The sequence below is a fragment of the Acinetobacter sp. YH16051 genome (assembly GCF_013417135.1).
Classification (GTDB): Bacteria; Pseudomonadota; Gammaproteobacteria; order Pseudomonadales; family Moraxellaceae; genus Acinetobacter; species Acinetobacter towneri.
Genome location: NZ_VPEN01000001.1, coordinates 1 through 12,252, shown reverse-complemented (window position 1 = coordinate 12,252; position 12,252 = coordinate 1). Strand labels below are relative to the sequence as shown.

11 protein-coding genes and 2 tRNA genes are annotated in these 12,252 nt (G+C 42.2%); 6 read left to right on the top strand and 7 right to left on the bottom strand.

Translation table 11 applies throughout. The features are described from left to right. Positions 1-87 precede the first annotated feature (87 nt). From FTV41_RS00065 to FTV41_RS00055, 3 genes are all read left to right on the top strand, one after another. A complete protein-coding gene (locus tag FTV41_RS00065) occupies positions 88-975 on the top strand; it encodes an SDR family NAD(P)-dependent oxidoreductase (RefSeq protein ID WP_004974423.1) in 888 nt (295 codons plus the stop codon). Between the two features lie 199 nt (positions 976-1,174). Further along, positions 1,175-1,471 carry a hypothetical protein gene (locus FTV41_RS00060; RefSeq protein WP_004974421.1) on the top strand — a complete coding sequence of 99 codons (297 nt, stop codon included), beginning with the start codon at positions 1,175-1,177 and terminating at the stop codon, positions 1,469-1,471. A 99-nt stretch (positions 1,472-1,570) separates the two neighbouring features. Continuing rightward, entirely contained in the window at positions 1,571-1,882 is a 312-nt protein-coding gene (locus FTV41_RS00055; protein WP_179995882.1) for a hypothetical protein, read from the top strand. 88 nt (positions 1,883-1,970) lie between these two features. Here FTV41_RS00055 and FTV41_RS00050 read toward each other — a convergent pair whose 3' ends face one another. Continuing rightward, entirely contained in the window at positions 1,971-4,322 is a 2,352-nt protein-coding gene (locus FTV41_RS00050) for a Tex family protein (RefSeq protein ID WP_179995881.1), read from the bottom strand. A 347-nt stretch (positions 4,323-4,669) separates the two neighbouring features. On the opposite strand from FTV41_RS00050, the gene ompR reads away from it, so the two are divergent. The 3 genes from ompR (at position 4,670) to FTV41_RS00035 (ending at position 8,895) form a co-directional block, all read left to right on the top strand. Beyond that, positions 4,670-5,434, top strand: coding sequence for a two-component system response regulator OmpR (ompR, locus tag FTV41_RS00045; protein ID WP_104852661.1), 765 nt, complete (start codon positions 4,670-4,672; stop codon positions 5,432-5,434). Between the two features lie 168 nt (positions 5,435-5,602). Beyond that, complete coding sequence (locus FTV41_RS00040) at positions 5,603-7,063, top strand: ATP-binding protein (protein ID WP_004974413.1); 1,461 nt, start codon at positions 5,603-5,605, stop codon at positions 7,061-7,063. Positions 7,064-7,371: 308 nt separating this feature from the next. After that, complete coding sequence (locus FTV41_RS00035; protein ID WP_004974412.1) at positions 7,372-8,895, top strand: acetyl-CoA hydrolase/transferase family protein; 1,524 nt, start codon at positions 7,372-7,374, stop codon at positions 8,893-8,895. A gap of 105 nt (positions 8,896-9,000) precedes the next feature. On the opposite strand, the gene FTV41_RS00030 is transcribed toward FTV41_RS00035, so the two are convergent. The 6 genes from FTV41_RS00030 to FTV41_RS00005 form a co-directional block, all read right to left on the bottom strand. Beyond that, positions 9,001-9,396 carry a hypothetical protein gene (locus FTV41_RS00030; protein WP_004974410.1) on the bottom strand — a complete coding sequence of 132 codons (396 nt, stop codon included), beginning with the start codon at positions 9,394-9,396 and terminating at the stop codon, positions 9,001-9,003. 98 nt (positions 9,397-9,494) lie between these two features. Then, complete coding sequence (locus FTV41_RS00025; RefSeq protein ID WP_154320240.1) at positions 9,495-10,229, bottom strand: class I SAM-dependent methyltransferase; 735 nt, start codon at positions 10,227-10,229, stop codon at positions 9,495-9,497. Between the two features lie 325 nt (positions 10,230-10,554). Next, on the bottom strand, positions 10,555-11,055 hold the full coding sequence (locus tag FTV41_RS00020) for a hypothetical protein (protein ID WP_257221878.1): 501 nt from the start codon (positions 11,053-11,055) through the stop codon (positions 10,555-10,557). Between the two features lie 331 nt (positions 11,056-11,386). Further along, positions 11,387-11,462: transfer RNA gene (locus tag FTV41_RS00015), tRNA-Phe, on the bottom strand. A 134-nt stretch (positions 11,463-11,596) separates the two neighbouring features. Then, positions 11,597-11,672 (bottom strand) — tRNA-Phe (locus FTV41_RS00010). A 362-nt stretch (positions 11,673-12,034) separates the two neighbouring features. After that, the coding region (locus FTV41_RS00005; protein ID WP_179995879.1) for a zinc ribbon domain-containing protein at positions 12,035-12,252 on the bottom strand (218 nt) is incomplete at its 5' end.

Sequence of the window (12,252 nt, the reverse complement as noted above, 5' to 3'; positions counted from 1 at the left end):
AGTAAAACAGTTCAAATTCAGTCTGAAATTTGAATCGTCAATCTCAATAAAAATGACAACTCAGGAATCTAAATCAGGAATATTAGCGTGAAGCCAAAATTAGAGAAACTTTTTCAACAGCGTGTAAATGGTAAAGTTGCCCTTATTACAGGTGCATCGAGTGGTATTGGTTTAACCGTGGCACATAAGCTAGCCGATGCAGGTGCGCATGTGCTTTTGGTGGCACGTACTCAGGAAACGCTCGAACAAGTCAAAGCTGAAATTGAAGCACGTGGTGGCAAGGCTTCAGTTTTCCCTTGTGATCTAAACGATATGGACTCTATTGATGCTGTATCGCAACAAATTCTTGCCTCTGTCGATCATATTGATATTTTAATTAACAACGCAGGCCGCTCAATCCGTCGTGCAGTACATGAGTCGGTTGATCGTTTCCACGACTTTGAACGTACCATGCAGCTCAACTATTTTGGTGCTGTGCGTTTGGTACTCAATATTTTGCCGCAGATGATGCACCGTAAAGATGGTCACATCATCAACATCAGCTCGATTGGTGTATTAGCCAACGCAACGCGTTTCTCGGCTTATGTGGCATCTAAAGCCGCATTGGATGCGTTTAGTCGCTGTCTATCTGCAGAAGCGCATACACACAAAATTGCGATTACTTCGGTGTATATGCCATTGGTTCGTACCCCAATGATCGCACCAACCAAAATTTATAAGTACGTGCCCACCCTTTCACCTGAGCAAGCGGCAGATTTAATTGCTTATGCGATTGTGAAACGTCCGAAGAAAATTGCGACACATTTGGGTCGTTTGGCTTCAATCACTTATGCGATTGCACCAGACATTAACAACAAACTCATGTCGATTGGTTATAACTTATTCCCAAGCTCTACCGCGTCTGTGGGCGAGCAGCAAAAACTGAACTGGGTACAAAAAGCGTATGCGCGCTTGTTCCCAGGTGAACACTGGTAATTTATACACAATTCAAGTTTTGCTTTAGGCGACCTACGGGTCGCCTATTTGTTTTTACAGCTTAGGTTGAACAGCGCACAACAATACAACATCACTTCAACAATTTTTAAATTGTGCAGCCGCAACTTTTCATGTGATTTTAATATTGGTTTAAGAAATAGCATTCAAAATGACATTACAATAATGAAAGGTACAACACATGAAAACTCTGTATCTGTTTAAGCTATTTTGTTTTTCTGCTGCGGGCTTAAGTTTTTATCACTTATATACTGAGCTTACGCGCAATCATGTAGACACATTTCAAGTGATGACACTGACAGGCCTGGTGGTCTTGTTAGTCGAATTGGGCTATCGCAGCCAACTTGCCGTGTCCATGTCGCATTCATCTGGTGCGATGTCCGAAGTTTCTGCCTCTTCTAATTACAGTTATTTCATGTCTAAATTGGCAGCAGGCAGTATTGCCACAAGTTTTGTTCTGCAAGGCTTAATCCGTTAATTGCTTATTTAAGATCCACAATCTCAACCATAACAAAACATTCAATTGCACCGCATTTTTATGCTATAACACAGCTGTTTTAAGTATTTTGAATGGATTATGCGAGCACTGGCCCTCATTTTACAGTATGGCTGTTTTGCCTTTGCCTTGTTTCTGAGTTATCAGGTTGCAACGGCGCTTTATCAGCAAGAATATGAACTTTTAGAGGTTGTTGCCGATGTCGGCACGATTTTAATTTGTATTGATTTGGGCGTATTTTTATTTAGCAGCAAAGCCTCACAAGGTTTAAATCTTCAGGAATATGCTGGCCAACTTGAAGCACCACCGTCAAAACTAGTCGCAGTGACTCGTAAACTTGGACATTTGGGAATTATGCTGATTTTGGTGAGTTGGATTGTACCGTTGATTTAAAATCCATCAAAAAATCTGTATATAAAAATGTTCCTGCAAAACAAAAAGCTCCCGAATTTCGGGAGCTTTTTGTTAGAGCAATTCAAAATTACTTCGAACCTTTAATCCCTGCTTGTAACAACAATGCACCTAAACCACCAATTTTATTTTCTTGTGGTTTAGCGGCTTGTAGTTTTTTCGCTTGTGGACGCTCAGTCTGAGGACGTGACTGCTGTGGACGTTTCGCTTGTGGCTTACGCTCTGTACGCTGTTCTTGATCACGACGTGGTGCACGCGCTGCTTTTGCAGGTGCAGCCGAACCTTCAGGACGCATCGATAAATTCACACGGTTACGCTCTACATCAACCTGCAACACACGCACTTGAACAATTTGACCTGGTTTCACCACTTTATGCGGATCAGCCACAAATTCATTGGCCAACTCAGAAATATGCACCAAACCATCCTGATGTACGCCCACATCCACGAAAGCACCAAAGTTGGTCACGTTGGTTACAACACCTTCAAGCTGCATGCCTTCAGTCAACTGCGCCACTTCAGTAATATCTTCACGGAATTTAGCCGTACGGAATTCAGGACGTGGGTCACGACCTGGTTTTTCCAATTCAGACAAAACATCCTGAATCGTTGGTAAGCCGACTTGCTCATCCACAAATTCTTCAGCATTCACCGAACGGATAATTTCAGTATTACCAATAATATCTTTAACCGTGGTCGCTTTGGCAGCCACAATTTTTTCTACTAAACCATAAGATTCAGGGTGCACTGCAGAAGCATCCAAAGGCTCAGAACCTGCCTGAATACGTAAGAAACCTGCTGCTTGTTCAAAAGTACGTTCGCCTAAACGCGGTACGTTTTTCAAAGCTTGGCGATTGTCAAAACGGCCATGTTCTTTACGGTATTCAACAATTTGCTGTGCAATGGCTTTATTCAAACCTGCGATATAACCCAAAATTGCTGAAGATGCCGTGTTGACATCAACACCGACCGAGTTCACACAGTCTTCTACCACAGCTTCTAAGGTTTTTGCTAAACCTGCCTGATTCACGTCATGTTGATACTGACCCACACCGATTGATTTTGGATCAATTTTTACCAATTCTGCCAATGGGTCTTGCAAACGACGTGCAATCGACACTGCACCACGAATCGACACATCTAGTTCTGGCAACTCTTGCGATGCCAATTCAGAAGCTGAATACACAGATGCACCCGCTTCAGATACAGACACACGTGTTAATTTCAAGTCACTGTGCGCCGCCATCATTTCTGCCACAACCGCTTCAGTTTCACGGCTTGCAGTCCCGTTACCAATCGCGATTAAATCAACATTGTGCTCACGGCATAAACGTGCAAGTTCTTCAATCGCGCCTGCTTTGTCTTCTTTAGGTGCAAATGGATAAACCGTGCTATGTGCAACCACATCGCCAGATTGGTTCACCACAGCCAGTTTGACACCTGTACGGATGCCAGGGTCTACGCCCAGCGTACAACGCGCACCTGCAGGTGCAGAGAGCAATAAATGACGCAAGTTTTCTGCAAAGACATCCATCGCTTCAGCTTCGGCAGCCAAACGCTTTTCAGTCAATAATGAATGTTCGATTTGTGGACGCACTTTGCCCAACCAGAACAATTTTGCCGTTTGCTTTAAAAAGTCCTGACGTGCTTGCGGCTGAATTTGATCTAAATTGTATTCAGTTTCAATACGTGCCAAAGGTGCACTGTCTTCACCATCAACTTTTAAACCCAAGACGTTTTCTTGGCGACCACGCAACATCGCCAATAGGCGATGTGAAGGCACTTTGTTGAGGTTTTCTGAAAAATCGAAGTAATCACGGAATTTTTTGCCCACTTCTTTTTTCTCTTCAGAAGCAACCAAGCTTTTTAATACCGCTGTTTTGGCAAAAATTTCTTTTAATTCTGTGGTTAAGGCAATATTTTGTGCCCATTCATCAATCAGAATGTGTTGTACCGCATCTAGCTGACTGTCTGCATCAGGATAGTCTGCATGACTAAAGCCTGCTAAAGCTTCACTTGGCTCAACCTGTTCTGCAAAAATTTGCGCTGCAATTGGGCCTAAACCTGCTTCTTTAGCTTTAAACGATTTACTGGTGCGTTTTGGACGGTAAGGCGCGTAAATTTCTTCTAAAGCATTTTTGGTTTCAGCAGCGTTAACCCGTGCCAATAAATCATCAGATAATTTATCTTGTTCTTTGAGTGATTCTATTACTTTTTCGCGACGCTCATATAAATCACGTAAATACGATAAACGTGTATCGAGCTGACGTAGCTGCGTGTCATCTAAACCTTGCGTCACTTCTTTACGGTAACGTGCAATAAATGGAACGCTAGCACCTTCATCAATAAGTTTGATGGCAGCTTCTACTTGATTTGGTCGTACGGCAAGTTCTTTTGCTAACTGCTGAACTAAGTCAGTCATCGTGTGTGATCCTACAAGGATAAGTACTAAAAGCCATGATTATAAAGACCAAGACTATAAAATCCACAATTGTTTTATGAATTTTATAAATGGTGGTTTTTTGGCGATTTTTGCCAATTCGGCTAAATTTTATAAATCTAAATAAAATTCAGGCTTATGTTAGACTCAAACGGACAAATATGTCAGTTTTTCGCATGGGAATGCTGTATATATTTGGTATCTATGTCTTGATTTTATCTGCAATATTTGTTGCTTTAGAGCATAGGCAATAGATACCAATGAATCGTATACTCAAAGCCAACTCAACTTTTTGTTTACGATGACAATAAAGAATAAAGGAGCACATCATGAGTTTAGTTGTACCTGCTGAAAAAACAGATGCCGTACACAGCGAAACTGACCGCGTTGAACGCATTCTCGTTGTCGATGATGATGTGCGTTTACGTACCCTGTTACAGCGTTTCTTGGAAGATAAGGGCTTTGTGGTCAAAACTGCCCACGATGCGACACAAATGGATCGTTTGTTACAGCGTGAACTGTTCTCTTTAATCGTGCTTGATTTTATGCTGCCTGTTGAAGATGGTTTAAGTATTTGCCGTCGTTTACGTCAATCTAACATCGACACGCCAATTATTATGCTGACGGCTCGCGGCAGTGACTCTGACCGTATTGCAGGACTTGAAGCAGGTGCAGATGATTATTTACCAAAACCGTTTAATCCAAATGAGCTGTTAGCGCGTATTCGTGCTGTATTGCGTCGTCAAGTGCGCGAGGTACCAGGTGCACCAAGTCAGCAAATGGAAGTGGTTGGTTTTGGCCCATGGTCACTAGATTTATCGACCCGTACTTTGACACGTGAAGGTCAGGTCGTGACCCTAACTACAGGTGAATTTGCAGTACTCAAAGCGTTGGTACAACATCCTCGTGAGCCTTTAACCCGTGACAAGTTAATGAATTTGGCGCGTGGTCGTGAATGGGGTGCGATGGAGCGTTCGATTGATGTTCAGGTTTCACGTTTACGTCGTTTAATTGAAGAAAACCCTGCCCGTGCACGTTATATTCAAACGGTTTGGGGTGTCGGTTATGTATTTGTTCCAGATGGTGCGGAATAAGTTGAAAATGATGTGAGGCTTCAGCCTCACATCTTCATGCAATGATCAACATTTATGCACACCGATCATTGTGCTAGATTTAAAGAACAGACATTCCAATAACAAGTATATTCATCATAAAATTTCACTCACTAAATTCGCTTTACAACCTCTGCCACAGGACAAGATGTGAAACTCGAACCCATCGACCCACAAGAATTTACCGACTATGTGGCGTATTCTGAAAAGAAACGTACCCGCTGGGAGCGTTTTCTGGACAAAATCAAACCACGCTCTGCAGCCATGCGCACCACGGTACTGGTGGTTTTTGTGGTGTTGTTTAGCCTGTTTATGTCGTTGTGGTTCTTTTGGCGCACCTTGTATTTACCTGAAATTCAACAACACGCCCGCTATTTAGCGGTTGAACTGGAAATTTTAAACAATCCAGATTTGCGCATTTTTCACAATGAAGCCGAAGTCGATGTCGATGCGTGGCTTAAAAATCGGGTCGGCATTGAATATGTAACCGATCCACGTGAGTTTCCTAATGTACGGGAAAAAGTCATTGCAGAGTTTTTTACCCAACAAATAGAAAAGAAACTGGCAACTGAATTAAAAATGCAGGATGTCACGGTCTATTTCCAGTTCAAACCAAGCCCGCGTATTTGGATTCAAACCCCAGAAATGAATGGCAACTGGGTACGTGAACCCCTTAAAACCTATGCCAACTACAGCCCTGAACTGGTGTTTGGCTGGCTTTTGGGTATTCCACTGTTAGCTGCAGCAATTATTTTAACTCTAGTACGTCAGCTGAATCGTCCTTTGCGTCGTCTGCAAAATGCCGCCAATAGCTACAGTAAAACAGGCAAAGCACCTTATTTAGAAACCAATCACGGTCCGCAGGAAATTCGTGAGGTCAACCAAGCCTTTAATCACATGATTTATACCTTGGAACAGACTGAACGTGACCGTCGTATCATGTTGGCAGGTATTTCACACGACCTGCGCACGCCACTGACACGGATTCGTTTAAGTGCCGAAATGATGCCCGATGATGATTTTTTAAAAGAAGGCTTAATTTACGATGTAGAAGATATGGATGCGATTTTAAATCAATTCATTTCTTATATGCGTGATGGTTCCGATGAAGAATTACAAGAAACCGATTTAAATGTTTTGCTGCAGGAATTGATTATTCAATTTAAACCGTTGGATATTCGCTTTAACGCACAAGAATTACCTTTAATTCAGGCGCGCAGTTTGTCGCTGAAACGTCTGATTGGCAACCTGATTAATAACTCGAAACGCTATGGTGCAGAGCCAATTGAGTTGTCTGCAGAAGTGCTGGATGAACACATTCGGATTAGCGTGGCAGACAACGGTACAGGCATTCCAGAAGACCAAATTGCCGATTTAATGCAGCCTTTTGTACGCGGCAATGAAGCACGTACTGTACAAGGCAGTGGCTTAGGTTTGGCAATTGTAAAACGTATTGTCGATATTCATCAGGGCGAGCTCACCATTCAAAACCGTGAACACGGTGGTCTTGAAGCCATCATTACCCTGCCGTTACAACCTGAAATCGTTGAAGAAAAAAATAATGTTGGCACGCTGGAAAAAATCAAACAAAGTTTGAGTGAACACTTCTAAACGGCTGACGCTTTTGATCTCTATCTGGCTTGCTATATACCAATTTCAGACCAACAGCAAATCGGATGGACGATCAAAGTAAAAAATTCAGATGGTGCATATCAAAATTGTATAAAAATATATCAAACAAATTATAATATTTACCTTTTGATATATAAATAAACGATTAAATTCAATTATTTATGTATTATTTTATATTTTTATACCACCATTTAGGCAAAAAATTAGACCTTAGCCTAACACCTATGCAAAATACCTTTTTTGATCGGTACAATCGGTATCAGTCTAGTATTTTACGAGAGTTCGCCATGTCTTTAGATCGCATCCGTTTAGCCTCCCTCCACGACAAAGTAATCAGCGCAGAACAAGCTGCTGAATTCGTTCAAGATGGTATGACCGTAGGTATGAGTGGCTTTACTCGTGCGGGTGAAGCAAAAGCTGTTCCACTTGCATTGGTGGCACGCGCTAAAACCAACCCTTTAAAAATTGACTTAATTACTGGCGCAAGTCTTGGTAATGATTTAGACAAGCAATTGACTGAAGCAGGTGTTTTGGCTCGTCGTATGCCGTTCCAAGTAGACAACACCTTGCGTAAAGCAATTAACCAAGGTCAAGTTATGTTCATTGACCAACACTTGTCTGAAACTGTTGAGCAAATGCGTAACAACACGCTAAAACGCCCAGACATCGCGATTGTTGAAGCAGTTGCAATTACTGAAGACAGCTTAATTATTCCAACAACTTCTGTAGGTAACTCTGCAAGCTTTGTTGAATATGCAGATAAAGTCATTATCGAAATCAACACCACTGTAAGCACAGAATTTGAAGGCCTACACGACATTTATATTCCTGAAGCACGTCCAACACGTGGTCCAGTGCCATTAACTCACGTTGAACAACGTATTGGAACCAAAGGTATTCAGTTAGACCCTGCAAAAGTTGTGGGTATTGTATTTAACGATACCTTGCTTGACTCTCCATCTAACGTGACCGATCCAGATGACGAAACTCAAGCCATTGCAGATCACTTGATCGCATTCTTTGAAAACGAAGTAGCACAAGGTCGTTTACCGAAAAACTTGGCACCTTTACAAGCAGGTATCGGTTCAATTGCAAATGCAGTATTAACAGGCTTCAAACACTCTAACTTTGAAGACTTGGTGATGTACTCAGAAGTACTCCAAGACTGTACGTTTGAATTGATTGATGCAGGCAAAATGAAGTTCGCTTCTGGCTGTTCAATGACTTTGTCTGAAAAATGTGGCGATCGCGTATTTGGTAATCTTGCACACTACAAAGACAAATTCATTTTACGTCCACAAGAAATTTCTAACTTCCCTGAGTTAGTACGTCGTTTAGGCATCATTGGTATTAACACTGCACTTGAGTTTGATATTTACGGTAACGTGAACTCAACCCACGTATGCGGTACCAAAATGATGAACGGTATTGGTGGTTCAGGTGACTTCGCGCGTAACGCACACTTGGCGATTTTCGTGACTAAATCGATTGCGAAAGGCGGTGACATTTCATCTATCGTTCCAATGGCTGCGCATGTAGACCACAACGAACACGACGTTGACATCTTAGTCACTGAGCAAGGTTTAGCAGATTTACGCGGTCTTGCACCACGTGAACGCGCTCGTGCGATTATCGACAACTGTGTACACCCAATGTACCGCAATGCATTGAATGATTACTTTGAGCGTGCATGTGCAAAAGGTGGTCACACTCCTCACCTACTTCGTGAAGCATTATCTTGGCATGCAAACTTCGAAGAACACGGTCACATGTTGACTCCTGCACAACAAGAATCTGCGCAACCAGCATAATTCGCGTGCAATAAAAAACGCCCTGATTTTTCAGGGCGTTTTTTTATGTCTTAAGTTTTTATGTCTTAGATTGTCACAAGGTCATTTGCGACAACGCACTCCATTTTACTCAAATGCCAAAGCTTTAAATTCATCTATAAAATGCTGCCCTAACTGGCGTAAACCATCCACACTGAGTGTGGTTTCAATCACACCCAAAGACACCACATCACGTTGAATTTGCAGCACAGTTTGACCTTGCGGGTTGATATAAAAACGAGAACCCAAAGTTGCAAATTTGCTTGCTAAGTCTAGGTTTTGTTCAGCTCGAACTTGATTCACCACATCTTGCGCGGTAAAACGGTATTGATCATGCAGCAAATTTAAGCTGTTGGATTGCCCATATTCTGCACTTAATGCACAATCATCCAAGACCTGTAAAGGCTGATCAAGATTGGCAAAAGCAGTCGCAGGGAGACTCAGCGCAAGACTGAATAAAATAGGGAGAGAAAATTTTAACATTGGACACCTCGCACATAGGTAAATTACACCTGTGGAGAAACATCCTTTTTTCACCAACTTATATTTTAAGTTCAAAAATCACTCAATACATTGACTTTTTATACCAAGCGACCTAAACGCAGCAAAACTGGAAACTGAATTTCCAAGCCCTGAGCAGGTTGCTGCTGCAACAATTGTTGTAATTCAAGCAAGGGCGTATCAGTATGTTGCTTTAAATAATGCTGCAGTCCCGACCAAGTGTTTAAATAATTCAGCAATTGTGCTGCCGACCAACGATATTTCAGGCAAAGTTCGGGTGTCACGATTTCTTGAAATGGGAAAGGAATCGTGCGATATAAGTCATCAATATAACGACGTTCAGCATCCCAACAACCTTTTAAGGTCTGAAAATACAAGCGTTGAATTGCGGTATTCACCTCAGGATCTACAGCTTGAATCAGACCGTAGCCCACCGCAGCAAATATTCCACTCGGTTTTAGCACCCGATGCACTTCGGCATAAAAGGCATCAAAATTGAACCAGTGAATCGCTTGTGCAACGGTAATTAAATCCACACTCGCATCTGCCAATCCGCTGTCTTGCGCCAAGCAGATACGATAACTCACATTTGCCCACTGCGGTGCCAAATCCAACTGTGCTTGACTTAAATCTGTGGCTAAAATCTGCTGAAAATGTGGTACCAATAACTGGGTAAACTGCCCCGAACCGGCACCACAATCCCAGGCAAAAGTTCGTTCAGGTACATGCTTTAAAATTTCCTGGACAATTTCTGCAGAATAAGCCGGACGGGCCTGTTTATAGCGCAAGCTGTCATCAGAAAACAGATCTTTCATTTAACGATGCTCATAATATTTATAAATTTAATCAATGACCTGATCAATTCTAAAACTGGTCTGGGCAATGAGCACCCGCTGATCATTCAATTGATAATATTTAACATCGTATGGAGCCAATTTCCAGCTCTGGGCAGGATTAAAACTGACCCGGTGGTTCCCGACTGGCTGAGCATATAACGGAGTAATGATCTCTGAAGAACATGACTAGCTCACAGGCTGAAAACAGCCCCAATTTTCAACTGCGCAGGCATTTGCCACTTTCTCGCGGCGGCAAATATAGGCTTCGCTGGCAAAGCTAAGGATTTTTTCAAAAGAAAAATGATTACTTTTTCGGTGTCGGTAGCTCAGGTACAGAAAAATTATTTATAGAATGTTCAATCGTACCAATGCTGACATTTTTCATGTCGAGCTGTATATGCATATCACGATCGATGGGCTGCATACTGTTGCTATTGCTACGATCAATATGCTGCATACTGTTGCTACGGTTTATACCAAAGGGTTGCAACATAATATACAAGCCTTGTGTAGGATCACTCGACTGTAAACCCTGAGCAATACTCAATACATACTGTTGTAGAAAGGGCGATAACGAATTTAGGTCGGGTTGTGCTTGTAAGGGCTGAATTTCCAGATTGGCAACCACATGGCTGTCGATCATAAAGTTTTGTGCTTCACGTGAATTACGAATAACTTGATGCTGTAAAGCACGGAGATTTTTTTCATCATTCTGATACGGCACAATCCCGGTTTCTGTACGTAACTCAGGCTCGGCCAGTACGTGCAGGGTGGGTAAGGTCACCGCGTCATCCGCGTGGACCATCATGCTCCATGGACAGCCCAATATCAGCAGCAAAGGATATATTTTTATAAATTTCATAAACTTGTCTCGCAACGTAATTTCAGGACAATGCAGTTTTACACCATCCAAGAAAAAAATTTTTCACTGCAACCGTATACGTTTTATAGCCTACCTGAAAATCAATTTTGGCTCACCTTGACTCGGATAAACGGTCTTTTTCACTTTCTTAAATCTATTATGGGTATGCAATTTTTCTTGGAATTTTAATGCGCTTTGCATGTAATTATAATTCTCTATGACCAACCTAGAGGCGAAAAAAAAACCTCAAACAGTGTTTGAGGCTTTTTGAATATGGTGGCGAGACCCAGGATCGAACTGGGGACACACGGATTTTCAATCCGTTGCTCTACCGACTGAGCTATCACGCCAATGCCGTGTATTAAGCCGTATCTCGGCTGAATAGTCAATAAAAATCATCACTTTTTTATTTGATCGCATAAATTTTATGCAAAAAAAATCCCTGATGGGATCAGGGATTGAAAACGTTTAACCGTTTTGAATATGGTGGCGAGACCCAGGATCGAACTGGGGACACACGGATTTTCAATCCGTTGCTCTACCGACTGAGCTATCACGCCAATGACGCGTATTAAACAGTTTCAGCTGTAAATCGTCAATAGTCTTTTTCGCTTTTCAGTGCAAATGTTTACTTTTACAGCAACCTCATTCTATTTCTGCTGAAATATCACCCAAAAATTTAAAAATGAGTTCTTTTCCAATTAAATTTTGACAAACTTCCGATACGCGAATGTGGGGCACGGATGCCCCACGTTACCCATCACGACAAGGATGTCGTGTATGGGTAACAAAAGACTTTTGCCTACTTTGGGTCTTGCCAAAGTAGGAAGATGCCTACGCAAAGCTATTTAAACCTTAGCTAAAAATTGTGGCTGTGCAAGCACAAAAAACAATATAGGATTTAGTTGACATCCTCCCCGACCTAAAGGACGGAGATTCCTACTGCTAGACGCTCATGCCCGAGCGCAAGAATATTCAGTGCGGAATTTACATCCCGATCATGGAGCGTACCACACTCCACACACTGCCATTCTCTTATTCCAAGTCCTGCTCTACCTTCCGGACTACTGGAGCGTGAGCCACAGCACGAACAAGTTTGGGTGGTATAGGCTTCATTGACTTCTTCATAACATACCCCTG

Coding starts and splice junctions, on each gene's coding strand:
- FTV41_RS00060 (WP_004974421.1), top strand. CDS start 1,175: ATGAAAACTCTGTATCTGTTTAAGCTATTTTGTTTTTCTGCTGCGGGC.
- FTV41_RS00055 (WP_179995882.1), top strand. CDS start 1,571: ATGCGAGCACTGGCCCTCATTTTACAGTATGGCTGTTTTGCCTTTGCC.
- FTV41_RS00050 (WP_179995881.1), bottom strand. CDS start 4,322: ATGACTGACTTAGTTCAGCAGTTAGCAAAAGAACTTGCCGTACGACCA.
- ompR (WP_104852661.1), top strand. CDS start 4,670: ATGAGTTTAGTTGTACCTGCTGAAAAAACAGATGCCGTACACAGCGAA.
- FTV41_RS00035 (WP_004974412.1), top strand. CDS start 7,372: ATGTCTTTAGATCGCATCCGTTTAGCCTCCCTCCACGACAAAGTAATC.
- FTV41_RS00030 (WP_004974410.1), bottom strand. CDS start 9,396: ATGTTAAAATTTTCTCTCCCTATTTTATTCAGTCTTGCGCTGAGTCTC.
- FTV41_RS00025 (WP_154320240.1), bottom strand. CDS start 10,229: ATGAAAGATCTGTTTTCTGATGACAGCTTGCGCTATAAACAGGCCCGT.
- FTV41_RS00020 (WP_257221878.1), bottom strand. CDS start 11,055: ATGGTCCACGCGGATGACGCGGTGACCTTACCCACCCTGCACGTACTG.